Annotated in this window: 26 protein-coding genes; 14 read left to right on the forward strand and 12 right to left on the reverse strand. The window is 44.3% G+C overall.

What is annotated here, in order from left to right:
* The first annotated feature begins 3 nt into the window (after positions 1 to 3).
* Complete coding sequence (locus tag IQP38_RS22410; RefSeq protein ID WP_053304622.1) at positions 4 to 375, forward strand: VOC family protein; 372 nt, start codon at positions 4 to 6, stop codon at positions 373 to 375.
* A gap of 98 nt (positions 376 to 473) precedes the next feature.
* Here the strand turns inward: IQP38_RS22410 and IQP38_RS22415 are convergent, their stop codons facing one another.
* Positions 474 to 695 carry a hypothetical protein gene (locus IQP38_RS22415; RefSeq protein WP_017635120.1) on the reverse strand — a complete coding sequence of 74 codons (222 nt, stop codon included), beginning with the start codon at positions 693 to 695 and terminating at the stop codon, positions 474 to 476.
* Positions 696 to 817: 122 nt separating this feature from the next.
* Here IQP38_RS22415 and IQP38_RS22420 point away from each other — a divergent pair, with 122 nt between their 5' ends.
* The gene (locus tag IQP38_RS22420) at positions 818 to 1,345 is read left to right on the forward strand and encodes a TetR/AcrR family transcriptional regulator (RefSeq protein ID WP_005373975.1); all 528 of its coding nucleotides are present in this window, start codon (positions 818 to 820) and stop codon (positions 1,343 to 1,345) included.
* A 44-nt stretch (positions 1,346 to 1,389) separates the two neighbouring features.
* On the opposite strand, the gene IQP38_RS22425 is transcribed toward IQP38_RS22420, so the two are convergent.
* A complete protein-coding gene (locus tag IQP38_RS22425) occupies positions 1,390 to 2,340 on the reverse strand; it encodes a helix-turn-helix domain-containing protein (RefSeq protein ID WP_104976286.1) in 951 nt (316 codons plus the stop codon).
* 184 nt (positions 2,341 to 2,524) lie between these two features.
* On the opposite strand from IQP38_RS22425, the gene IQP38_RS22430 reads away from it, so the two are divergent.
* The 4 genes from IQP38_RS22430 (at position 2,525) to IQP38_RS22445 (ending at position 7,472) form a co-directional block, all read left to right on the forward strand.
* Positions 2,525 to 3,937 carry an ethanolamine ammonia-lyase subunit EutB gene (locus IQP38_RS22430; RefSeq protein WP_005388715.1) on the forward strand — a complete coding sequence of 471 codons (1,413 nt, stop codon included), beginning with the start codon at positions 2,525 to 2,527 and terminating at the stop codon, positions 3,935 to 3,937.
* A complete protein-coding gene (gene eutC / locus IQP38_RS22435; RefSeq protein ID WP_104980409.1) occupies positions 3,930 to 4,814 on the forward strand; it encodes an ethanolamine ammonia-lyase subunit EutC in 885 nt (294 codons plus the stop codon). Before IQP38_RS22430 ends, eutC begins: the two co-directional genes overlap by 8 nt.
* A gap of 11 nt (positions 4,815 to 4,825) precedes the next feature.
* Entirely contained in the window at positions 4,826 to 6,229 is a 1,404-nt protein-coding gene (gene eat, locus IQP38_RS22440) for an ethanolamine permease (protein ID WP_104980411.1), read from the forward strand.
* Positions 6,230 to 6,416: 187 nt separating this feature from the next.
* Positions 6,417 to 7,472: an NAD(P)H-dependent flavin oxidoreductase gene (locus IQP38_RS22445; RefSeq protein ID WP_104980413.1), complete on the forward strand. Its 1,056-nt coding sequence runs from the start codon at positions 6,417 to 6,419 to the stop codon at positions 7,470 to 7,472.
* 38 nt (positions 7,473 to 7,510) lie between these two features.
* Here the strand turns inward: IQP38_RS22445 and IQP38_RS22450 are convergent, their stop codons facing one another.
* Complete coding sequence (locus IQP38_RS22450; protein WP_005388723.1) at positions 7,511 to 7,990, reverse strand: peptide-methionine (S)-S-oxide reductase; 480 nt, start codon at positions 7,988 to 7,990, stop codon at positions 7,511 to 7,513.
* A gap of 217 nt (positions 7,991 to 8,207) precedes the next feature.
* Between IQP38_RS22450 and IQP38_RS22455 the strand changes: the two genes are divergently transcribed.
* Positions 8,208 to 8,948: a DNA-binding transcriptional regulator YciT gene (locus tag IQP38_RS22455; protein WP_104980415.1), complete on the forward strand. Its 741-nt coding sequence runs from the start codon at positions 8,208 to 8,210 to the stop codon at positions 8,946 to 8,948.
* Here the strand turns inward: IQP38_RS22455 and IQP38_RS22460 are convergent, their stop codons facing one another.
* The 4 genes from IQP38_RS22460 to IQP38_RS22475 all read right to left on the reverse strand — a co-directional run bounded on the left by IQP38_RS22460 (position 8,949) and on the right by IQP38_RS22475 (position 11,794).
* Positions 8,949 to 9,842, reverse strand: coding sequence for a DMT family transporter (locus IQP38_RS22460; protein ID WP_005373960.1), 894 nt, complete (start codon positions 9,840 to 9,842; stop codon positions 8,949 to 8,951).
* A 154-nt stretch (positions 9,843 to 9,996) separates the two neighbouring features.
* Positions 9,997 to 10,353, reverse strand: a complete 357-nt coding sequence (locus IQP38_RS22465) for a VOC family protein (protein ID WP_042523322.1) — start codon at positions 10,351 to 10,353, stop codon at positions 9,997 to 9,999.
* A 29-nt stretch (positions 10,354 to 10,382) separates the two neighbouring features.
* A complete protein-coding gene (locus IQP38_RS22470) occupies positions 10,383 to 11,036 on the reverse strand; it encodes an isochorismatase family protein (RefSeq protein ID WP_054579245.1) in 654 nt (217 codons plus the stop codon).
* A gap of 32 nt (positions 11,037 to 11,068) precedes the next feature.
* Positions 11,069 to 11,794 (reverse strand): NUDIX domain-containing protein, encoded by a 726-nt coding sequence (locus tag IQP38_RS22475; RefSeq protein WP_005373953.1) that lies wholly within the window; start codon positions 11,792 to 11,794, stop codon positions 11,069 to 11,071.
* A gap of 298 nt (positions 11,795 to 12,092) precedes the next feature.
* Between IQP38_RS22475 and pncB the strand changes: the two genes are divergently transcribed.
* From pncB to IQP38_RS22495, 4 genes are all read left to right on the forward strand, one after another.
* Positions 12,093 to 13,403: a nicotinate phosphoribosyltransferase gene (pncB, locus tag IQP38_RS22480; RefSeq protein ID WP_025998656.1), complete on the forward strand. Its 1,311-nt coding sequence runs from the start codon at positions 12,093 to 12,095 to the stop codon at positions 13,401 to 13,403.
* A gap of 320 nt (positions 13,404 to 13,723) precedes the next feature.
* The gene (locus IQP38_RS22485; RefSeq protein WP_017819785.1) at positions 13,724 to 14,083 is read left to right on the forward strand and encodes a hypothetical protein; all 360 of its coding nucleotides are present in this window, start codon (positions 13,724 to 13,726) and stop codon (positions 14,081 to 14,083) included.
* A gap of 214 nt (positions 14,084 to 14,297) precedes the next feature.
* Positions 14,298 to 14,816, forward strand: a complete 519-nt coding sequence (locus IQP38_RS22490; RefSeq protein ID WP_104980417.1) for a glycine zipper 2TM domain-containing protein — start codon at positions 14,298 to 14,300, stop codon at positions 14,814 to 14,816.
* Positions 14,817 to 14,986: 170 nt separating this feature from the next.
* The gene (locus IQP38_RS22495; protein ID WP_104980419.1) at positions 14,987 to 15,766 is read left to right on the forward strand and encodes a methyltransferase domain-containing protein; all 780 of its coding nucleotides are present in this window, start codon (positions 14,987 to 14,989) and stop codon (positions 15,764 to 15,766) included.
* 63 nt (positions 15,767 to 15,829) lie between these two features.
* Here IQP38_RS22495 and IQP38_RS22500 read toward each other — a convergent pair whose 3' ends face one another.
* Positions 15,830 to 16,711: a DMT family transporter gene (locus IQP38_RS22500; protein WP_005373940.1), complete on the reverse strand. Its 882-nt coding sequence runs from the start codon at positions 16,709 to 16,711 to the stop codon at positions 15,830 to 15,832.
* Positions 16,712 to 16,804: 93 nt separating this feature from the next.
* Here IQP38_RS22500 and IQP38_RS22505 point away from each other — a divergent pair, with 93 nt between their 5' ends.
* The 3 genes from IQP38_RS22505 to IQP38_RS22515 all read left to right on the forward strand — a co-directional run bounded on the left by IQP38_RS22505 (position 16,805) and on the right by IQP38_RS22515 (position 20,313).
* A complete protein-coding gene (locus IQP38_RS22505; RefSeq protein WP_005387224.1) occupies positions 16,805 to 17,689 on the forward strand; it encodes a LysR family transcriptional regulator in 885 nt (294 codons plus the stop codon).
* Between the two features lie 180 nt (positions 17,690 to 17,869).
* Positions 17,870 to 18,484, forward strand: coding sequence for an outer membrane beta-barrel protein (locus tag IQP38_RS22510; RefSeq protein ID WP_005373936.1), 615 nt, complete (start codon positions 17,870 to 17,872; stop codon positions 18,482 to 18,484).
* 161 nt (positions 18,485 to 18,645) lie between these two features.
* Entirely contained in the window at positions 18,646 to 20,313 is a 1,668-nt protein-coding gene (locus IQP38_RS22515; RefSeq protein WP_104980421.1) for an ABC transporter substrate-binding protein, read from the forward strand.
* Between the two features lie 75 nt (positions 20,314 to 20,388).
* Here the strand turns inward: IQP38_RS22515 and ompV are convergent, their stop codons facing one another.
* The 4 genes from ompV to IQP38_RS22535 all read right to left on the reverse strand — a co-directional run bounded on the left by ompV (position 20,389) and on the right by IQP38_RS22535 (position 24,303).
* Complete coding sequence (gene ompV, locus IQP38_RS22520; protein ID WP_104980423.1) at positions 20,389 to 21,165, reverse strand: outer membrane protein OmpV; 777 nt, start codon at positions 21,163 to 21,165, stop codon at positions 20,389 to 20,391.
* Between the two features lie 222 nt (positions 21,166 to 21,387).
* On the reverse strand, positions 21,388 to 21,921 hold the full coding sequence (locus IQP38_RS22525; protein ID WP_005373930.1) for a copper resistance protein NlpE: 534 nt from the start codon (positions 21,919 to 21,921) through the stop codon (positions 21,388 to 21,390).
* Positions 21,922 to 22,181: 260 nt separating this feature from the next.
* Entirely contained in the window at positions 22,182 to 23,411 is a 1,230-nt protein-coding gene (locus IQP38_RS22530; protein WP_104980425.1) for a quaternary amine ABC transporter ATP-binding protein, read from the reverse strand.
* Entirely contained in the window at positions 23,404 to 24,303 is a 900-nt protein-coding gene (locus IQP38_RS22535) for an ABC transporter permease (RefSeq protein WP_005373926.1), read from the reverse strand. The genes IQP38_RS22530 and IQP38_RS22535 overlap by 8 nt, the downstream gene beginning before the upstream one ends.
* Positions 24,304 to 24,311 lie beyond the last annotated feature (8 nt).

The raw sequence follows: 24,311 nt of genomic DNA on the forward strand, positions 1-24,311 counted from the left end.
GAAATGGAAAACCTCAATATTGTTGAAATCAAATCATTTGTTCCGGCGAAAGATTACGCGCTATCAAAACGCTTTTATGAGGCGATTGGCTTTGAAATGGCGTCGGACTTCGGTGATGTAGCATACTTCTCTCAAGGTAGCTGCGCGTTTCTTTTACAGAATTTTTATGAGCCAGAACACGGCAATAACTTCATGATGCACTTGCTCGTAGAAGACGCAGAAAGTTGGCATCAGCACTTATCCAAAGTGGGTCATGAGGAATTTGGTTCGCGTTTGACAGAGCTAGTCGAGCAACCTTGGGGCATACGCGAATGTTGTTTGTTTGACCCTAGTGGCGTTTTATGGCGAATTGGCCAGAACATGAATACTGACTAAAGCCAGTCTTATTTTCACCGCATCTACGCGCAGGTATTGAGATCTCGATATCTGCGCGTTTTCTTTTTTACTTAGCCTTGCCAACGTTTGTAGCGCACTCACGCCTTTTTCGAGGTGGTGTGCGATGGGCTAACGCCAAAAAACTCCTCAAGCAGCATGGCTTTGAGTTCCGCTCTGACTTCTGCGCCACCGATTAACGCCAAAAGTGCGAGTCCTCCTGGAATAAGGATGACCATTAATATCGGTCTTAAAATATACGAAAAGCAGAAGATGGTCGGGAAGAAAATCAATCCTTGGCCTAGTTTGTTTAATACGTACATGAGCGATTCCTTTTGTTTTTATATAAAATGAGCATGATCAATTTTATAAATGAGCGCGCTCAATTTGTCAATCTCAACCACGCAAGGTATGATCCTTTCAGGCTCATTAAGCAGACACATCAATGACGAAGCGACAACAAACCAGAGATAAAATTCTAAAAGCCGCATGGGCATCTTTTGCTCAAAATGGCTATGACATGACGACCACAAGGCAGATAGCGAGAGAAGCAGGAGTAGCCGATGGCACAGTGTTTAGCCATTTCCCGACTAAACTGTCGATTTTGCGCGAAGGGATGCTGGCGCAACTGCAACAGATCAGCCAAGAAACGCTAGTCAGTGTGGAAGGTAAAACCGATATCGACATTGGTTTGGCGCTGACGGAGAAATACTATCGCTACTATTTTGCGAACGTTGAGCTGAGCCGAGCTTTGTTGAAAGAAGTGATTTGGGATTTGGATTATTATCAGTCGTTTAACCAAGCTTTGTTTCAATCTGTAAACGGAAGCTCCGTCCTTGAGGGAAAAATACCGCTGATTTTTGACTGCTATTTTATGACGTTAATCTCGCACTTGAGCCGTGCAGAACCGGATGTTGAAGCGGCACTTGAAGAGCTTCATGCTAAGTTTCAGCAAATCATTGCGACTGCATAACATGGCCCCAACGCAGGATCTGAAAGAATATACTGCCTGTCATCTTATTTGCTGGACTCCCATTTTCTCGTTTCAGTTGGTGTCTCACCAAATAGCCGCTTGTAGCTTTGACTGAACTGCCCGAGATGGAAAAAACCAAAGTCAAAAGCGATTTCTGCAATTGTTCGATTATCTTCAGGGCTTTGTAGCACTCTACGTACTTGATTCAGGCGCATTCGATGTATGAACTGCTTTGGGGAAGTATTACAGCAATGTTCAAAGGTGTACTGTAGTGTGCGACGACTGACGTGTACTGCATCACACAGTTCACTGACGGTTATCGGTGTACGGTAGTCTAGATCCTGTAGCTGTTGTTTTATACGGTGCATCACGTGTTGACGATGAGAGATTGATATCGGATGGCTCGTGTGCAGTGAACTGAGTGAGAACAGCTCCAGCACAATATCTTTTAAGATTGCTTGATGTGTGGTTTCAGACCATCTTGGTTCGGCGGAACCAAGTAACATGCCTAAGTAGTATTTAAGTTGTTGAATGTGTTTTTCCGTCAAACCCGTTAAGTGTAATGTGTTGTTTTGGATACTCCCAAGCTCAAGTTGATTTTCTATGATGTGAACGAAGTTTTTGTCGAGCACTATTCCATAGATAGAAAACTGCTCCGGTGTCATTAACTCAAAATCAGCGCCACCTTGCCTAAGCAAAAGTTGGCTTGAATTAAACTGACTGTGATTTAGGTGTAGCGGCTTATTTTCCGCACTCAAACCCAACCAAATACCTCCCTCTTCAACCCTGCATTGCTGTCTTAGCGAGCGGTTACTGTCTTCACGAAATACATGGAAATTGGGAAATCGTCGTTCTCGAATTTGACCTAAAAATCGACCATCGCTGAGTTGGTCATATTCCTGTTGCCAGTTTATCAGACTCGCAGCTTGTTGGTTTGCATCCTTAGTGTGATGGATGCACAGCATTGGTGCAGTTTGGGGCATTTGGTTACTCATCCTTGTGATGCTCATTCCTTTTTTGTGAGTCATGTTGGAGCAGTATTTACATAACTCATTGTTTATTATTGGTTTATAAATGTTGCCAGTTTTTGATAACGCTACGGAACACATTTAGCAATACTTTCTTAAAGCTTATTGATAGTTCAGCAAAAAGCGAACCAAATAGTGAAGAGGAAGAGCAATGACGGCAACTTATCGTCGGCAACAAGGAAGTAAAGTCTATACCTTTAAGTCATTAGCTGACTTGATGGCGAAAGCGACACCGGAGCGCTCAGGCGATGCGTTAGCCGGGGTTTGTGCTCAGTCAGCGGCAGAACGTGTAGTCGCACAAATGGCGCTGTCTGAGTTACCACTTAAAACGTTTCTTAACGAGGCGGTTATTCCATACGAAAGCGACGATATCACTCGCCTAATTATCGATACGCATGACCTTGAAGCCTTTAAGCCGATTGAGCACTTGACGGTCGGAGATTTTCGAAATTGGCTGCTGAGTGAAGAAGCCGATGGTGAAACGTTGGCTAAAATTCGTCAAGGTTTAACACCAGAAATGGTGGCCGCAGTCAGTAAGATTATGCGCAACCAGGATTTGATTCTCGTTGCTAAAAAATGCCAAGTTGTCACGGCTTTTCGGAATACGATTGGTTTGCCGAGTCGCCTGTCTACTCGCTTACAGCCGAATCATCCCACTGATTCTCTCAACGGTATCGCAGCGACCATTTTTGATGGTCTGATGTACGGAAATGGCGATGCGGTTATCGGTATCAATCCGGCAACAGATAATGTACCTCAAGCTATTAAGTTAATGAACTTAATGGATGAGGTGATTCAACACTATCAAATACCGACTCAGTCTTGTGTGTTAACTCATGTCACGAACACGATCGAAGCCATTGAAATGGGTGCACCAGTCGATCTCGTTTTTCAGTCGATAGGCGGCACGCAAGGGACGAATGATACCTTCGGAATCGACTTGTCGATTTTGAAAGAGGCCCATGAAGCCGCGTTGTCTTTGAATCGAGGCAGTGTAGGAAACAATGTGATGTATTTTGAGACCGGACAAGGTACAGCGCTGTCTGCGAATGCATTTCATGGGGTCGATCAACAGACTTGTGAAGCCCGCGCTTATGCTGTCGCGAAACAGTTCGATCCTTTGTTGGTTAATACTGTCGTTGGGTTTATTGGCCCTGAGTATCTGTTTGATGGCAAACAGATCATTCGTGCTGGGCTTGAAGATCATTTCTGTGGGAAGTTGCTTGGTTTACCTATGGGTTGCGATATCTGTTACACCAATCATGCCTATGCCGATCAGAATGACATGGATAACTTGCTGACACTATTAGGTGTGGCCGAGTGCTCGTTCATCATGGGTATTCCAGGGTCTGATGACATCATGCTCAACTATCAAACTACCTCATTTCACGATGCCCTTTACGCAAGAAAAGTACTCGGTTTGAAGCCAGCACCAGAGTTTGAACAATGGTTAATGGAGATGCAGATTTTCGAGAGCGTGCAAGACGTTCGGTTAAGTGAGCAAATCTCTCGCTCGTTTTCGGGAGCAATTAACCAACTGAATAAGGGGTATTCTCATGGGTAAAGTAATCACCATTGCTCAGTCCCCACAAGATGAGTCTGAAGTTGTCACACATAACCCTTGGGGCAAGTTACGCGACTTCACCTCTGCTCGGATCGCTCTGGGTCGCAGCGGGAACAGTGTACCAACCAACGAGTTACTCTCATTTCAGCTGGATCACGCCCAAGCTATGGATGCAGTGCATTGCAGTTTGAATATTGAGTCTCTCGTTGCTGGTTTGTCGGACTCTTACTCGATTCTTGAAAATACCTTAGAACCTCCAGTGGTAGTGAGCAGTCAAGTGAGTGACCGGCTTATGTACCTGCAAAGGCCCGATTTAGGAAGGCTGCTTGATGAATCTTCTTGGCAAACGCTCAACTTGATAGCAAATGAGCATAACACTGACATTGATCTTGCGATTGTTATTGCTGATGGACTTTCTTCCGTCGCAATTCAAAACCATGCCGTGCCTGTTGTTACTCGATTGATTTCTCTTTTAAGCGCTGATGATGAACATCAATGGAAATTCGCACCTATCACAATCGTAAAGCAAGGAAGAGTAGCGGTAGGGGATGATGTTGGTGAATGTTTTAACGCCAAGGCCGTGCTGGTTTTAATTGGAGAGAGGCCCGGTCTAACTTCTCCGGATAGCATGGGTATGTATCTCACTTGGGGGGCTAAACGAGGCTCTAAAGATTCCCAAAGAAACTGCATTTCCAATGTGCGTCCCCAGGGGCTCAACTATGACGATGCCTGTGAACGCGCATTTTACTTGCTCAAGGAGGCTCGAAAATTACAACTGTCAGGAGTGAACCTGAAAGATCGCTCCGATATCAATGAGCCAAGTGGCGCAAGCGTTGAAGATAAACACAGCGACAACTTTTTAATTTCATCAAAGTAGAAGGATTTACTATGTCTAAACATCAGGAGTACTTGGCCAAAAGGCAGCTAAAAAGAGGCACCGCAGGTTGGATTTTACTTGCTGGCTTAGGTGTCTCGTATGTTATATCTGGTGACTTTGCCGGTTGGAACTTTGGCATCGCTCAAGCAGGATGGGGAGGCTTTCTTATTGCTGCTATCGCGATGGCAATAATGTATTTCACGCTAGTATTGTCTTTAGCTGAAATGTCTGCGGCGATTCCTGCTGCGGGTGGTGGTTACAGCTTCGCAAGACAGGCGATGGGGCCGACAGGCGGCTTTTTCACTGGCTTATCAGTTTTGATTGAATATGCGCTCGCGCCTGCTGCGATAGTGATTTTTATTGGCTCAGCAGTGAATGAATTGGTTGGTATCGATGGCCCTGTTGTTTACGCACTTTTCTACGCCGTCTTTATCGCTATTCATATGGCAGGGGTAGGCGAAGCTCTCAAAGTAATGATGGTCATCAGCGGTTTGGCTGTGCTAGCTATTCTCATTACTGCTGCTGTGCTTATTGGTCATTTTGATGTTAACAACTTATTCGATATTGCTCCGGCGACGGCTCAGGCAACAGAAATCTTGCCGTTTGGGTGGTATGGCGTATGGGCTGCGTTGCCATTTGCAATGTGGTTGTTTCTTGCGGTTGAAGGTGTGCCTTTAGCGGCAGAGGAGGCAAAAAATCCGGCAAAAGATGTTCCCAAAGGCATCATTGGTGCGATGCTGTTTTTATTGCTAACCGCAACTCTCGTAGTCGTCCTTTTGGCTGGTGCGGTTGGCTCAAAGGTCATAGGCGATAGCGCGGTGCCATTAGTTGACGCCCTAAAGCTTACGGGCAATTCAACGGTAGCAATGGCCGTGAACTTACTTGGATTGGCTGGCCTTATCGCTTCTTTCTTTTCAATCATTTATGGTTACAGTCGCTTGGTGTTTGCGCTTTCCCGCGCGGGTTATTTACCGCAAACTTTGTCATTAACCAGTGACAAAAAAGTGCCTTCTCGTGCGCTTTTGGTTCCGGGCGTTTTTGGGTTCTTGGTTTCACTTACGGGTGAGGGGGACTTAATCTTGGCGATGGCTGTTGTCGGTGCGACTGTATCGTACGCATTAATGTCCTTGAGCCATATTTTATTGCGAATTAAACAGCCGGAATTAACTCGTCCATATAAAACGCCTGGTGGGATAATTACTTCGAGTATTTCTCTGGTGCTTTCTTTGATCGCAATGACAGGTGTTTATGCTTTTGATCCCTCAGCCTTTTTCATGACAATGGGATTGTTTCTTATCGGTGGTGTTTATTATGGGTTATACAGCCGCAACAAACTGGTGGCAGCAACCGCCGAGGAAGAGTTTGCCATGCTGTCTGTAGCAGAGCTAGAGCTTGAATCAGATGTCGTACGATAGTCACTTTGATTCTTGTTATTCAGCATATTAAGGGAGCCATAGGCTCCCTTTGTCATTTCTATCAAAAGTGCATAGCGCACAAATGCATCACTTTAACTTTATAAGCGGTTAATCATGTGAAAGTCTAGTCTGGATAACGATGGCGCAAATCCATCACAGGTAAAGGTTAAGTTTTCAAGGAAAGGTCATGATAAATAAGATATTTAATACACTTTTGGGAACAGAGTTACCGATTATTCAAGCACCAATGGCCGGTGTGCAAGACAGCCAAATGACCATAGCCGTCAGTAATGTTGGCGGGCTTGGCTCGTTACCTTGTGGAATGCTGAACAAAGACGCCATCGTAAAAGAACTTCAACTTATCAAGCAGGCAACTAACCGACCGTTTAACCTCAATTTCTTTTGCCATGAAATGCCGGAGTATGACGGCAACAAGCACGAAAAGTGGCAAAAAACGCTGCAACCGTATTTTTCCGAGGTTGATGCAACCGTTCAGGCTCAGCCAAACGCTCCGACAAGGATGCCTTTCAATCATGATATTGCTGACGCGATTGAACCATTTGCACCGCCAGTGATCAGTTTCCACTTTGGTTTGCCAGACGATGATCTGTTAGCTCGAATTAGAGGGTGGGGAGGGAAGATCCTTTCGTCAGCGACCACGGTGGACGAAGCACTTTGGCTAGAAGCAAAAGGCGTTGACGGTATTATCGCCCAAGGCTTGGAGGCTGGTGGACACCGAGGTATGTTTTTATCGGATGATTTAACTACTCAATTAAGTTTGATTGCGTTATTACCACAAATCGCCAAACGGGTGAATTTGCCTGTTATTGCTGCAGGCGGAATCGCTGATAGAAGAGGGGTGGAAGCCGCGTTGAGATTAGGAGCGAGTGCCGTTCAAGTTGGCAGCGCCTATTTGTTGTGTGATGAGGCGAAAACATCGTCTTTACATCGATATGCCATTGCCAGTGAACGCGCGCAACATACCGCTGTGACCAATGTTTTCTCGGGCCGACCAGCGAGAGGCATTGTGAATCGCGCAATGTCGGAGCTAGGCTACATCAGTGAGTTTGCGCCGAAATTCCCATACGCATCCATTGAAATGGCTCAACTAAGAGCGCTTATGGAAAAGCAAAACCGAGATGAATTCACACCGTTGTGGTGCGGACAAAACTCGTCGGGTTGTAAGGAAATATCGGCGGCAGAAATGACATTGTCATTAATGGAAGGCATCGATTTTAACTGATATGCATCTTGCCTTTTAAAGCGATGCTGACTGAATGGTTACGAGTTATCCCTGTATTTATGTAGTAAATCTAATGGGATGTGGCAGTAATCATTCGGAAAGTTTGTGAGTCTGTCTTGGTGCTCATCATCACTTGGTACATAATTTGTGAGTGGCAGTACTTCTACGGCGATCTTGTCGGCGTCCGGTCGTGCTGCGATAAACGCTTTCGCGATGGTGAGATGCTGTTCGTTTTGGCTATAAACACCAGTACGGTACTTCTCACCTACGTCTTCACCTTGCTTGTTAACGCTGTAAGGGTCGATTATCTCAAACAAATACCCCATTAAAGTTTCAACCGAAACTTGCTCAGCATCGAACTGGGTTTTCACGCACTCTGCGTAGCCATCGTATTCGGATTGAGTGTTATCCGTTGTGCCATTTGCTCGCCCGGCTTCTGTGTTGATTACGCCCGGAAGGTGGCGCATAAATTCTTGCACGCCCCAAAGGCAGCCGCCAGCGAAGTAAATTTCTTCCATCACTTTTATCCTAGTCTTTACCGTTGTTGGGATGTAGGGAGCTAACCCCTCTTCTTCTATCCCATTTCCGTTGCCCTATTATCTGTTGATGGGAGCGAGATTCGCAAGGTACAGCTTGGCTAATCAGACCACGCGTTTTTTCCTTTTTACTTTCAATTTCTTTTCATATGAAACATCAGGTGAGTATACTGTAAGCCCATCAATAAGGAGCGAACCTGTGAACCCAAGACAAAATGAAATCCTGCAATTAGTGAACGACCGTAAACGCGTTCAAGTCACGGAGCTTTCTGACATCATTGGCGTGTCGGGTGTGACCATCAGACAGGATTTGAACTTTCTGGAGCAACAGGGCTACCTAAAGCGCATTCACGGCGCAGCTACCGCGTTGCAAAGTGATGACATTGATGCCCGCCTAGAAGTACGTTTCGATATTAAACAATCGCTCGCAAACCAAGCTGCGGATTTGGTCGCACCGAATGAGACAGTGCTGATTGAAGGAGGCAGTGCCAATGCGTTGTTGGCTCGGACATTGGCTGAGCGCGGCGATGTGACCATCATTACGCCATCGGCGTATATCGCCCATCTCATCCGTAACACTTCTGCCAACATTATCTTGCTTGGTGGCGTATATCAGCACCAAGGCGAGAGTTTGGTCGGACCGCTGACTAAGTTGTGTATTGAGAACATTCATTTCAGCACAGCCTTTTTGGGTATTGACGGCTTCCATCAAGACACTGGCTTTACTAGCCGCGACATGATGCGCGCTGAGATTGCAGAAACCATCATTGCGAAAAAAAGGCGCAATATTGTTCTAACGGATTCTAGTAAATTTGGGCAGATTTATCCCTCATCAATTGGTAAGACTGACGAAATATCAGTGCTGCTGACTGACAAAGCCGCTCCGAAAAGTGACCTTGAACAAATCAAAAAGCGAGGTGTGGAAGTCATATTAGGCTGATTAAGCCACGCTTCGTTTTCGCTTCGCGAGCATTGCTGTTGGGGAGAAACCGGTGACTAGCATAGTGCCGCTAAGCACTAGAATTGTTCCAATGATGGTGTTAGAGCCGACGGGCTCATCTAGCACCAAGTAGCCCCATAAGATACCAAAAACAGGAACAAGAAAAGTGACAGTCAGTGCTGACGCTGGGCCGATATCAGAAACTAAGCGGAAATAGAGCAAATAAGCGAACCCTGTGCATACAACGCCGAGCGTGACAACAGAGCTCCATTCGAAATGACTTGGTTCTGCACGCATTGGTAAGAATGGTAGCAGCGGCAGTACCCAAATAACCGCCGCCCACATGCTGCCGTGAGCATTGTCAAAAGCAGGTACTTGTGGCGCATTTTTAGTGTAGTTGGTAGCAATGCCATAGCTGAAAGAAGCCATCAAACTGGCGGCAATAGGGAGCATGGCTTCTTCACCTATGGTTGAAGTATCTAAGCCGACCAAGACTGCAACGCCTCCAATGCCTATTAGCATACCGAGAACAGATTTCGCTGTGAGTGGGCTGCGGTACCAAACAAAGCCAACTAGTGCTCCCCATATTGGGGCGGTTGAGTTCAATATTGCTAAAGTTGATGCATTCAGGGTCTGGGCTGCGTACGCAAAGAGTAAAAATGGAACTGCGCTATTGAATAAGCCAATAATAAAGAAGTGTTTAGTATGCGCAGTTAACGTGAGTTTCTTCTTCAAATATACGGCGATCAATAACAAAGCGACGGCGGCAAATGTAACTCGAAATTCGATTAAGTAAGCTGGCCCGAATGTGTTGGCGGCGACTCGCATAAACAGAAACGAGCCACCCCAAATAGCAGCGAGGCAGAGTAAGCGAAAAAAACTGACGGCAGTCATTTGACATCCTTGGTCGAGGTCTAGCGCCTCATCGATTAATTGTTGCGCTAACAGTGAATTAAACCAAGGATGAGGTCAACCAGAAATGTAATGCCAGTTCCGGATCTGGCTAGCTTGGGCTCACGTTGATGGTGTGTTGTTGATTTGTGATGACTTAATGGCTCTCTGACCATACTGCGAATTCATTTCCACTCGGTTCAGTGAAGTGGAATCGACAGCCGCCGGGGAATTCGAAAATAGGGCGGATAATTTTTCCACCATGCTGCTCTACTTTTGTCTGAGTGGCCTGAATGTCTGAGCTATAAAATACTAAAAGTGCGCCACCATTTGCGGTTTGGTTTATAAACTCAGATTTGAAGAATCCGCCATCCAACCCTTGTCCTGAAAATGCAGAATATTCTGGACCATAATCGGTAAAGCTCCAGTCAAAAGCACGCTCAAAAAATTGTTTGGTCGCACTGACATTAGTGGAACCAAATTCAACGTAATTCAATTTTTCGTGTTGATGCATGGTGAAATCCTTCTCGGTTACTATCGTTTCTAGGCGAACTTTTCTACGATGATGTCGTCCGCTTTCTCGACAAATAATGCGCCATTATCTCTGAGCTCTGTCAGCACATTCTCTACATTATCAGGCAGCACCGCTCGAGTTGAAGCAAGATTAACTACCACATTGTAGCCAAGTTCCAGCGCTTGCATGACGGATTTTTTCACGCAAAAGTCCAAGGCAAGGCCACCGATAACTAAGGTATCAATCCCGTTGAACTTTAGAAATTCATGCGCACCTGTCGTTTTGGTGTCGGCAATATCATGGAAAAAAATACCGTAAGGGTGCGCATCAGGATCCATGCCTTTATTAACTTGAAAATCGTAGTCCAACACGGGTGGTAAACCATCTAGCAGCTCAGAACCTGTTGTGCCAAGCACACAGTGACGGTTCCACTTTATATCCACATTCGGTAAACCAACGGGCTCAAGCATATTGGATGGCGATTCTGCATCCCATTTTGCTTTCGGTGGGTGTAAGTCACGACTGACCAGTTTTAATCGGCCTTTGGCATGATTACTCAGAAGCTCCGGTACGATTTCCAACGCACCTGCAACGGGCAGTTCATTTGGACATAACTCACTAAAGCCTTTCTCTGGATCAACGTCGATCACTGCTGTAGTTTGATAGTTTACTCGAACAGTCATGGCAGACTCCTTGTCTGTCAGATTGTCTGCGTTTATCCACGCAAACAGTTTTGAAAAAAGGTTACTTCGTCGCTAGTCAGCGTATATACCATTGCGGGTTTTCCACCTTTGCCTTTGTTGGTTGAAGCGACTTTATTAGTGGGTTTTAGTACGCCTGAATCTATCAAGCGGCGCTTAATCGTCATTCGGCTGATATCAATACCAAACTCTTGATAAGCAGAAATGATGTCCGCAACCAAAAACTCTTTGTCTAATGCAAACAAAAGAACCGATGTGTATTCAATGGATGCACGAAGCTTTTGCCACGCTTTTTCAATGGTTTTTTGATGATCAAATGCGAGGGTTTCTTCTCCATTGAGAATAGCCTGTAGCGAAAACCATTTAAGTTGGCATTCCGGTACACCTGCATTATTTATTTGCTCTACATTGTTACGATCAACTAAGGCGTAGTGCGTAATGTTTAAGCTCCAGTCTTCTGGATCGCGTTTTGGATCACCGTCGATAAACGCTTCGCTAAAATGGCGAGGGTAGGTATGGATTTTCTCACGGCAAATTCGGCGACGCGCCGCTTCAAAGTTTTCATCGGCCGGGCGTCCGCCTTCACTGGTTAAGTCTTTATCAAAGACAAATCCGCCCGGTAGTGCCCAGACTCCATGGTATGGCCGATTTGGATTTGAACGTTTAATCAACAACACTTCCAATCCCTTATCGGCACAGCCAGATAGCCTGAATGGAATAATGTCGACAGATACGATCATGGTTGGGTCCTAATATTGATTTGTAAGTAATCTAGCGCATAACAAGTGGTCAATCAATGGGTAAGTAACGAGTTGTTAGAAACGTTTTTGGTAGTGTTCGTAATACGGTTTGAGCATAAATTTACGGATGACTCTGACTTATTCACAATGCTTGCTCGAATTCTAGACAAAAAAACCTTATAAAAATGAGTGGTTAGTAACAAAAGTTGACAAACTATAGATGGGTGTTTATTGTTTACGCAAATTAGTTAGTAACAAAAAGTTATATACCCAGGAAGGGCATGTAGAAGGGCACCTAATGACCACCAAACTATTTTCTTCCCGCATCATTCAAAGTGCTTTGGATTTCGATGTCTACAAAGTCAATATGATGAGCGCTGTAACAGCGCTTTACCCTGATGCGATGGTGTCATATAAGTTTATCGTGCGCAGTGAGGAAGACCTCTCTGAGCTTTTGCCCGAGGTAAAAGCCGAAGTCCTTAAACTGCAAGATATTCAATTTACGCAAGAAGAAATTGAATATATTAAGCGTGTCGCGCCTTACCTGAATCCTGACTTTGTTGATGCACTGCGCCATTTCCGTTTCAACCCACAAAGCGATGTCTCTTTCCATAACAAAGCCATGGCTGATGGCTCAAGCCAGTTAAGAATTACCATTAACGGTTTGTGGCGAGACACCATCTTGTACGAAACGATCATCATGAGCATCGTGTCTGAAGTTCGTAGCCGTCAGCGTTGGTCAGATATCCCTGTTGCGCAATTTACCACTGTTTTAGAAGAGAAAGTTCGACACCTAAAGTCGGAACTAAAACGTCGTAACATTACTAACTTTAAATTTTCTGACATGTCGACGCGTCGACGTTTTTCCTTTCAAGCTCAGCGCACTATGCTGGAATATTTGTGCCAGGAAGTGCCGGAATGTTTGACAGGAACAAGCAACTATCACTTAGCAAAAGAGCTAAACTTGACGCCTATCGGCACGGTTGCTCATGAATGGTTTATGGGACACCAAGCTCTGGTGAATGTGCGAGATTCGCAAAAAGTGGCGTTGCAACGTTGGCAAAAAATGTTTAATGGTGCACTAGGTATTGCGTTAACCGATACGATTGGTATCGATGCTTTCCTTAAAGACTTTGATGAAGAACTAAGTAACGCGTACTTCGGTGTACGTCACGATAGTGGTTGCCCTTATAGCTGGGGTGAAAAAATGATTGCACACTACCAGTCGCTGAATATAGACCCATTAACAAAAACACTGGTGTTTACCGACGGACTTAACTTCGAACAAGCGTTAGATATTTGCGAGTATTTCCAAGGACGTATTCAGGTGAGTTTTGGTATCGGTACTTTTCTTGCCAATGATATGGGTGATTATGTCAATAAAGATGGTGACGCCTACCAGCCACTTTCTATCGTGATAAAAATGGTCACGTGCAATGGTTCACCGGTCGCCAAAATCAGTGACGAACCTGAGAAAGCCATGTGTGAAGATATCTTCTTTTTGATGAATCTCAAGCGCCGCTTTGAACAACCTCTTGATTTAAATGAGTGTCGTAAAATGATTGATCGTTTAGAAACTGAAGGTCAAAATTATCTCATCGACGTGTAGGCGTTATCCTCTCTCCTTGATAAGCACCCTCTATCGTTACGACAAATTTATATAGGTAAACGTGGAGGGTGATTTCGTTATAGTAATATACAGAAGTAACCAGATACAGCGCAGGAAAGCACTCAAAAGTTGATGTGTTATCTGCCTTTGATTGGTGTAAATCGATACGTTACAGCATTGTGGACGGTGTATCTCATCCGACACTAAACTCAGTCTAATCACGTAGTTTATTCCCACGTACCATGAGCTCACTCGGGTATAGACGTCTATCTGCTTTTATGACTTTGGGCTTCACGTAGTTGCTTGAATCAGGAGTCAAAATGAACCTAGTAGTACATTTGCAAAAGAAAGCGATCCGAAAATATGGCTATGAGATGGCCACTCGCCAAGCATGGAGGTGTGGTATCAAGGCAAATCTTGTAAAGCGCGTGATTGGCCTTTTTAAAGGACAAATTGTTTGTGTGGTTGAAGGTTGCCGAGCAGAGTTTTCTTCTCCTCTTAATAACCCCCTTCACGAAGATGACAAGCAGGGGCGATATGTGTTTGTTGGCGGTGTATGCTGGGAACCAAATAACATTATAGCGCCTGGTTTCCCTGATTTTATGTTTATGCACGTGCGTAATCTAAGCCACCGTCATAAGTATTTAACGGATGACGAACTATTTTTGAGCTTGGCTTAAAAATAAATCTCATAGACTAGTCCAGCCCAATCATAATCAGTAGTGATACAGTTTTATCTCTGTTGACATTCTGCTGAGTGTTTCTTGACGTACCTCTTATAAAACAGTGTTTCTTTACTTGTTAATAACAGAGGGTTTGTTTTCGTCTGATGTGATTTCCCTTTTGCGATTTACCATAACGCTCATCAAAGCAAACCATACTGGGATGTAAATCATGAATATGAAATCTATCGCAATTGCAACGGCAGTTGTTGCTGTACTAGCAGGCTGTAAAGACAAAACGCCACCAGCTTCAACTCAAGCAAACATTACTTTGGTTGAAGCGGTGACTGAAACGGTGAAAAAGCCGCACCAAGTATGTAAAGACGTGGTAGTAACCGAGCAAGTTGCCCCTGCGGATGACAATAAAATTATTGGTACGGTTGGTGGCGCAGCAGCTGGAGCAGCGCTGGGCAACCAAATCGGTGGTGGCTCAGGTAAAGTGATTGCAACTGCAGCTGGTACGATTGCTGGTGCACTGACAGGTCGTAAGATCCAGGAAAATGTGCAAAAAGGTGATGTAGTAACAACGACGAAAAAACAGTGTCATACAGAATATACGACATCTGATAAAGTAGTGGGTTACGACGTCACTTACGAAGTTTCAGGTGCACCAACGACGGTTCGTTTGGCGAGCAAACCAGCGACAAAAACGTTCCCAATTCAAGATGGTAACGTTGTTCTACCACAATAGTTAGCGACTTAACCGAAGCGATTAACAAGCCCTTTTATCTTTGAGATGAAAGGGCTTTTTCACATAAGCGGCGTTTTCATCTGTTTTCCCATTGGAATGTGCGGCCAGAAATACCCGTTAATTTCCGCGTTCGATACAATCACTTTTCTTAAAGTACGAACGGAAAAAACATGGAAGATTTTTACCTGACCGAGCACGGTTTGGCTGGTTATTTCGAGGCGCAATGGTTCGACAAGTTCATTGAGGAGCAACAGATTGAGATGATAACCAGTCGCTCAAAACAAGTCCCACTTTCTTTTTTGTCATCACCTCACTGCTCCCAAGTTGCTGATTTTATTGCGCAAGCGGTAATCGAAAGCAGCGTTCAGCCGTACTCCCTACTTGAGGTTGGGGCGGCGCTGGGAAGAAATTATTATGAGCTAGTGCAACGCTTACCTAACCTTAAAGAAGCGACGCTTGTGGAGCCTTCAAATAGGTTAATGGATGGCTTGAAGCAACGATTAATAGAAGAACAACGCGTCGGGCTTACTTACCTTCACGATGTGAACACCTTAAACACTTTAGAGGTAGAGAATAGAGATATCGTACAGAAATGTGCTCATGTTGATTTGACGCTAATTAACCAGCCTTTTGAGCTCGATACTCTCCAATCTCGCTTTGATTTAGTCGTATGTTTAAATGTGATTGATCAATGTGAGTCGCCACTTAGCGTGATCAATGCTCTAAAAAAAACCACCAATGTGGGTGGGCTGATCGTTGTCTCTTGCACTTATCAGTGGAACGCGAAACACATCAAAAATAAAGAAGAGGCGGTTGATGATATCAAAGAATACTTTGCTGAAGGCTGGCGTCTAGTATCGGAAGCCGAGCATGAATATCGCATCCGGTTTAATGATCGCTTTGCAAGGCAGTTTTTATCTCACGTAGTCGCTTACGTAAAAACCGATTAGAGCCACATAAAAAAACCGAGCGCTTACGGCTCGGTTTTTTAGTCTTTGGGTTAGAGCACAACTTTAAGTAACGTGCGCTTCTTGTTGCTCTTGCAACTTTTTCTTGCGACGCTCTCGTTTAGAAAGCCAAACCAGAGGCACAACAATCATAATGGTTCCTATTGCCATAAATATGTCTGGCACTTCTCCAAACCAAATCAATCCCACAAACACGGCACCAATTAAGCCACTGTATTCAGCGCTGGCAATTTTGTTGCTATCGATCGAGCGGTAAGCGATGACACATGTTGCTGCATAAATCATGATGAACAAACTTGAGCCAGCAGCAACAGGGAAAGCACTCCAGTCCCAAGGTTCTGCTTCGATCAGAACAAGCAAGAAGGCTACTGGAATACCTGCCAAGTTTGTCATCAATAACGTTTGCATCACAGACTGATTTTTTGGCAGTTTTCGAATGAGCAAGTTATTGATTGCTAAAGTAATTGCAACAACTAAAGCTGAAATGGCTGCCCAATCGATTTGGTCTGGACGAATGATGACCAATACACCGGCAAAGCCCATTATCGCTGCGGCGACCGATTGCTTAGACAACTGTTCTCCAAAAAAGATTGCTGCAAGCGGCAACATGATTAATGGCGCGGCGTAAAAGATCGCGTTCGCAGTTGCGAGCGGTAAAGATGAGATCGCCAAAACCATGAATATTGCACCAAGTAACCATACGTGAGCGCGAACAGCATGCCACTTAAACCCTTCAAGAAAAGGCGCATTTTTTGTTAGCAAGTAGACTGGCAGCAGGAAAAGCACCGCTGAAATTTGTCGGAAAAAGACAAATTGAAAAATAGGCACTTCATTTCCGACACTTTTAATTAAAGAGTCCGAAAGCACCGCAATGAGATTTCCAACAATTAATAGCAGCATCGCTGCTCCGACCGATGTAACTTTCACTTTTTCCTCTCCTCTGTCTTTGCCAAAGAGTAGGTGATGTCATAGGATGAAGTGAAGTGATATTTATTAGTTTAAGTATGAGATTTTTAGATAATGAAATTGCCACCACTCAGAGCTGTTCACTGTTTTGAATCTGTTGCCAGAAACTCTAGCTTTTCGCTTGCTGCTGAAGAACTCAATGTGACGCAAAGTGCCGTTAGCCACCAGATACGATTATTAGAAGATTACTTGGGTGAATCATTATTTATCCGCCAAGGCAGAAAGCTCTCTTTGTCCGATACGGGCACCCGCTATTTAGAGGATATTAGCCCAGCAATTAGCTCAATTGCGATGGCCAGCCAAAAGGTGCGAGAAGGGGACAAAGGCAGCATACGGTTGGCGATTTATAGCTCGCTCGCCGTAAAGTGGCTTATTCCGCGTTTGTCTGATTTTAAGCGCCTACATCCAGAAATCGATCTGACACTCAATATGGTCGTTGGTGATCCTGAACAGACAGACAGCGTTGGCGATTGTTTTATCACGGTAGAGAAGCCAAAGCGAAACTACATGTCGGTAAAGTTATACGCGGAGACGTTGTATCCGGTCTGCAGCCATAAAATTTGGAAAGAGTTGCAAGATCAACCTATTCCAGAAGCGCTTTGGCGATACCCTATTTTGTCGACAGACTCAATTTATCGAGAGAGAGGAAAAGATTGGGCAGAGTGGTGCAGAGCGGGCGGTTACACCTTGCCGAAAGATGTCGATGTTCAACATTTTAGTCATATGTTGTTGGCAATAGAGGCGGCGCGTTATGACCAAGGCATCGCATTTGCGAATGATTTTATGCTCAATGAAAGAGATAAAGCACATGATTTGGTGTACATCCCTTCTCATGGATTGGAAACCGGCGACAGCTTTTATTTTATTCATAAAAAGAGTCGAGCCAAACAAGCGGAAATCATCAAACTCACTAACTGGTTGAAGCAGCAATGCTTGTGAAATGACTAAATTGTCAAAATTAAGAAAGAAAGTGGCAAAGTTGTGTCTAAATATTTCATGTTTTATTGAGTTTTTATTCATTAACATCCACTTGGTTTTGAAACCAAGTGAAATGGATAGCATGGCATGCTTAAGGATGGGCAAAACACAACCTCAATAATTAACAGGCAGTGAAATACAATGTTTAAAAAAACATGGCTAATGACAGCCCTTCTAGCAACATGTTCTGTTGCAAACGCAGCTCCTTACGTTGGTGCATCTGTAGGTCAAGCATCGTTTGGTGATGTTAATGGCTCTATCAATGGTGGTGGTACTAACGCTAGCACTAAACTTAAACTTGAAGATGACTCAAGCCTTTCAGGCAAAGTATTCGGTGGTTACAAATTCAACGAATACATTTCTCTAGAAGCAGCCATTGGTGGTTACGATGCTTTAGACGGCAAAGTTGTTACTGTTGGTGATATGAAGTATCTATCGATTCAGCCAAAAGCGACTCTACCGATTGGCGATCGTTTCAACCTTTTTGCTAAAGCTGGTCTTTCTTACTTCAATGCTGAATTCAAAATTAGCAACTCTGTGATTGACGGTAGCGCAGGCCATACCACCATTTCTGACAGCACTGTAACAGGCATGTACGGTTTAGGCGCAGAGTTCGCTATTACTGAAAACTTTGCTCTACAAGTTGAATGGGAATACATGATGCCTGAGCTAGACATTGCGAAATTTGGCAATGAAAAAGTAACGGTTGATGCAGACATCAATGTGTTCTCTGTAGGTATGAGCTACCGTTTCTAAGAATACTTATTCAAGTTACCTCTTGGCTTAGTAAACGTTTTTGACTTCTGTTGGTCGAGCTGAGTCCAAGCTTTGAATTTGTTTAGATATAGCACAGGAAGTTTAGTTGCTAAGCGTCCTGTGCTATTTTTTTTGCTTTGGAATAACTCTTAGGAATCTTTGTGAACGATGTCAATCTTAGGTATCTGGATCTACTGTTAAAGCACTTTGAACCTCACCAGTATCACCTTGTTACGCTTTCTGAGCTAGAAGCGGTGATTTGCACGTCGAGGCGCAATGTTTCTATTGTGATGAAAAAGCTTGCCACTTACGATTGGGTCGATTGGCAACCTGCGATTGGCCGAAGTAACGCTAGCCGTCTCAGTATTAATATTTCCCTCCAACAAGCGATGACCGAGTTTTTGGTTGAGGAGCTTGGCAGAGGAAGAATGAACTCAATAACGAAACTTATTGATTGGTTCGGTCAAACCGCGGTTAGAGCACTGACTATCGCTTCTGAAAAAGTGAATCGATTGAACGAATCAAATAACGCTATTTTGATTTCTTCTTACCCTTGGGTATCCAAAATCGACCCTGCGAATACTTACCGTCACACTGAATTACACGTCGCGAAAAGCGTTTATGACGTATTGCTGACCCAAAATTCCAATGGTGGTATCGAGCCATCGTTAGCACACGAATGGAAAATGGAAGGCAAGGTAATGACGTTATGGTTGCGGCCGGGCATATATCGCCATGATGGTGAACCCCTTAACATACAGGATGTGGTTTGGAGTATAGAAAGACTCAGGGAGATAAAAGGACCAGTTCACGAGCTCTGGCAATGCATTGATAGCGTGGTTGCAGAAACATCTAACTGCTTAAAAATCATATTGAAGCATCCGAACAAGTTGTTTCCATACATGCTAGCAACTCCTCATGCGTCTATTCTGTGTCGAGATGTCGTCTCTTTCGGTTCTAGTTATTCCTACCACATAGGGACTGGACCATTTAAAATCAGCGGCTGGAACCAGGAGAGTATGACTCTTGAAGCGCACAAAGAGTATTTTTCAGCACGCGCATTGTTAGATCAAATAACGCTGTCTCATGGAGATGTTAAAACCTTAAATATGTTGAGCTTTAACCAAAGCTCCGATCACGTTGAAGTGGAAAAAATTAGCGCATTTTCATATGTGACCTACCGCGAACGCGTGGAATCCCAACTCACAAAAGAGACTTGGTATCAACTCGCTGATTACATCCATGTGCAAAAGCGAATTTATGATGCGCCAAGTGCCGTTGACAACATTCAGTTAGAGACTCATGAGCAAGATTTATCAATAACAGATGGTGGTGTGATACCTAAACTGAAAGGTAAAGTGGTATTAGCTGAACCTGTCTGGACGATACCGAGTCTAATTCGCCATTCCGAATGGTTGCACAGTGTGATTCGTGCAACGGGATTAGAGTTAGAGATCATTGTTATTGATGACATTAGTTTTCCTGAGGTAGTGTCTCACCAAGCAGACTTGCTCTTCATTGAGGAAGTCATGGAAGCACCATTTGAATATGGCATCTTCGAATGGCTGTCGATAGCAACTGGACTGCGTTTTAGTTTTGATCAAAGCCAGATGTTAAGCCATAGAGAAAAGGTTCGCAGAGCGATGGCAGATGATCACTCGCTACAGTCTTTATTAAACCTAGAGAAAGCGCTGCGCGATCAGTACCTATATTTGCCTTTGTTTGTTGGCTACGAAGAAGTGACAAAAACACAGCAAGTGCGAGGTGTGCAGGTGAAGAATACAGGCTATAGCGATTTACATAGGTTATGGATTGCTCATTCACACTAGAGTCTGTGTTCAAGATTATGCAAATGTCCAACGCATAAAGCCATCGAAATGATGGCTTTATAAGGGCGTATCGGATTAGAAGTTGTACGACACACTTGCGCCAACAACCCATTGGTTTGCACTATCAATGATAGATGAGTCGCTGATACCGCTGCCTAGGCGCGTGTATTGTGTCATTTGGCTTACTTGCCAGTTGTCGTTGATTGGCATAACAAGTTTGTAGCCCACACCATAGCTTACCGTTGAATCACCTTTGTATGCTTTGCGGTTTGCGTTTGCTTCGCGTTGTTTTACACCAAAGTAGTAATCTACGTAGTCTTCACTTTGATAAGTTAGGTTAGCAAAAGGAACAAAATCAACACTACCGAATTTCATGATGTGGAAGTAAGTCGCGCCCGCTAAGTAACCTTTGTAAGCACCACTGATATCGTGCTGAAGGTACGTAGAAATGACGTTGTTTTGATCCAGTGTAAAGTCTGCGTTTAAACCTAGATCGACGGCGAAGCGGCGTTTATCTGTGCCTTTCAGGCTTTTCGCTGTATCACCGTCGCGCATTACACCGCTACCTACAAGGTAGGCACTCATGTTGATTAACTCATTGGTGTTACCGAAGAAGCGGTAGTTAATGCCACTTAGGTCGGCATTAAAGTCGTCACCATGGTAACCACCGTTGAGAATTGGTGCTGTATTATGCTTTTGATCTTTGAAAAGATCGCTGCCTTGAGCCACACCAGCTTCTACGTTCCAACCGCCTTCGTTGTTGTAGATGTTACCGTTACGAATGTAAGTATCGCCAGCGAAAGCTGAGCCAGCAGCTGTCAGAGTAAGTAGTGCAATTAATGTTTTTTTCATCATTTTTCCGAGTTGTTCTGTTTTGTTTTGAACACTGTACAAAATGACGTTGTAAGCATCTATCGGCAAAGCGTATGGAAATGTAATGAACAATCAGGGTAAGAAGCAGAATGTTGCTTCAGAATAGAAAGGTTGCTGGAATAGCTTTCGTTAAAACAGCGAAAAAATCCGAGCTGGGGTGGCTCGGATTTTGGGTATTTATCAGGTATTGATACTAGCTTCTTACTGTTTCGTTAAGTTGTATAGTGGTGCTAGGTCACCCGTTACTTTTTCGCCATTCATGTCTAGCTTCATAAGTACGTTTTCACCAACAAAGTATTGGTTTGGTGCATCTTCATTTGTCAACGTTACGATGCTGCCATTTGCGTCCCAAGTGAATTGACCTTCAGATTTTGATTGACCGTCTTCTTTGTCTTGGTAGCTTTCTTCAAGTACGTAAGTGCCATCTTGATTTAGTGTGATGGTCATATCGATACCAGCACAATCCGCGCAAGGTAGTGTTCCTTTGTAGGTGCCGTTCCAGTCCAGAGCACTTTGTGCGTTGTGTTCAGAGTCTACAAATGTCTCTTCAGTAATTACCTGTTCTTCTTCTACTGGTAACGTGTCAATTGTCTCAGTCGTAACGTCTGCACTGGTGGTGACTTCAGTTTCCGTTGCCTGAGGTACTTCAACTGCGCTTGTTTCGGCAGGTTTCTCATCTTGACAGCCTGCAAGAATGATTACCGCGCCTGTTAGTGCCAACATTGTCTTTTTCATTTTATCCCTCTTTAAATCAAGATTTTGTATGAGAGTAATAGTAGACATTTATCGAGGATTTGCGTCATCAAAAAGCAATAGAATGATCTAACTATGTCAATAAAACCGGATATGAGCATGAAATTGTCAGGAAAATCAGAACAATGTAAATGTTGCTTTGGGTATCAAGCTTGAGCCCACAGACAAATATCTAAAAGGGGATTGTGAGCGAGTTAATTGATAACAGCCCACATTGTTGTGAGCTGTATTATCAACATCATCTAAGAAACGTTATTGAAGCTTGAGCGTGAAGTGCCTCGTTTTGTGCTTCGTTGATCAGAAAACAGCTCCGCAATAACCTGACGATTTAATTCGCCTTTCAAATTGCCGTGCTTATCGATGACGGGCAGTGAATATTCACACGACATGACTTCAGTCAGCACTTGCTCAATGGCTAAATGTGGAGAGATGGTAGGCACCTCTTCATAGATATCATCACGCCAATCTGATAGGTGAGTTAACTTCGCTGCGTTTAGCAATCCTTGCTGTGTTATCACGCCTTGATAGCCTGCATTGGTCTCATGGTAGGCATAATCACGTTTAACACGTTTCATTTCACTCAGCGCATCTTCAATGGTTTCAGCGCGAACACAGTACGAAGGTGGCTGCATCAGCGTTTCGACCGTCAGTGCTCGCGCTCTATTGACGTCTTTTACAAAGGCTTCAACGTACTCATCGGCAGGATGCAGTAAGATTTCGTCCGGTGAACCTTGTTGGACAAGTTCACCGTCTTTAAGAATCGCGATGCGATCGCCAAGTCGAAGCGCTTCATCTAAATCATGAGTAATGAAAATAATGGTTTTGTGCAGCTTCTGTTGCAGCTCTACCAACTGATCTTGCATTTCGCTCCGAATCAGAGGGTCCAATGCTGAGAAAGCCTCGTCCATCAACAGTATTTCGGCGTCGGTAGCCAGTGCCCGTGCAAGGCCCACACGCTGTTGCTGTCCACCCGATAGTTGAGCAGGATACTGGTGCTCATAACCCGTCAGTCCAACGGTTTCTAACCATTCATTTGCTTTTTCTAAGCGCGCCTCTTTATTTATTCCCTGAACTTCTAAACCATATGCGATGTTGTCGATAACAGTGCGATGAGGCAGCAAGCCAAAGCGTTGGAACACCATAGACATCTTGTGACGGCGAAACTGTTCAAGCTCTTTGTTAGAAAGTTGCATGACATCCACCCCTTCTACCAAAATCTGCCCCATGGTTGGATCGATTAATCGGTTGAAGTGGCGAATCATGGTGGATTTTCCAGAACCGGATAATCCCATAATGACAAAAATTTCACCCTTTTGAATTTGCAGGTTGATGTCTTTTAGTCCGACCGTGTGGCCCGTTTCCGCTAAAACCTGCTCTTTACTATGTCCCAACTTAACGCGCTCAATCACGCTATTGGGTTTGGGGCCGAAGATTTTATACAGACCGCTGATTTCGATAAGTGGACTAGTCATGTTTTGAGTCTCCTAAATGAGCTTGAGTGCGTTTCGCATACGCTTGTGAAGCACGGTCAAAAAGGATTGCTAGGGCGACAATTGCTAAACCATTGAGAAGACCAAGAGTGAAATATTGATTGGTAATAGACTTTAGAACAGGCTGACCTAAACCTTTTACCCCAATCATTGATGCGATGACCACCATTGACAGTGCCATCATGATCGTTTGGTTAATTCCCGCCATGATGGTTGGCATTGCAAGCGGAAGCTGAACCCCAAAAAGCCGTTGCCGAGTGCTGGCACCAAATGCGGTTGCGGCTTCCAATACTTCTTTATCAACTAGACGAATGCCCAAATTGGTTAAACGAATAACCGGTGGAATCGCGTAGATCACTACTGCGATAAGGCCAGGAATTTTCCCGATGCCCAATAACATCACAACTGGAATGAGATACACAAATGCCGGCATGGTTTGCATGACGTCTAGTAATGGTGTTACCACCGACTGAATGCGATTAGAGCGCGCCATAGCGATGCCGATAGGGATACCAAGTGCGATGGCAAGCATAGTACATACAGTGATGATACTGAGCGTGCGCATAGTATCTTCCCACATTCCAAAATAGCCAATCAGAATCAGCGAACCAAAACATGCAGCGGCCAGTTTCCAAGAGCGGCTAGCGGCATAAACGAGAGTGGTGCAGACACCTAAAATAATGAACCAAGGTGTAGAAATCAGAAGTTTTTCAAACCAGACAAGAAACGCCAGGAGCGGATCAAACAGAGACTCAATGAGTTCACCATACTCGCGAGAGAAATCTCTGTAGGCGCCGTCGAGTGTTTTGCGAATCGCCCTGAGATCAGAGGCATCCATTTCCGGGAATTCGCTGAGCCAATTTGAGTCAGACATATGTACTT

Origin of the sequence: Vibrio sp. OPT41, assembly GCF_015163595.1 — a bacterium.
Classification (GTDB): domain Bacteria; phylum Pseudomonadota; class Gammaproteobacteria; order Enterobacterales; family Vibrionaceae; genus Vibrio; species Vibrio alginolyticus.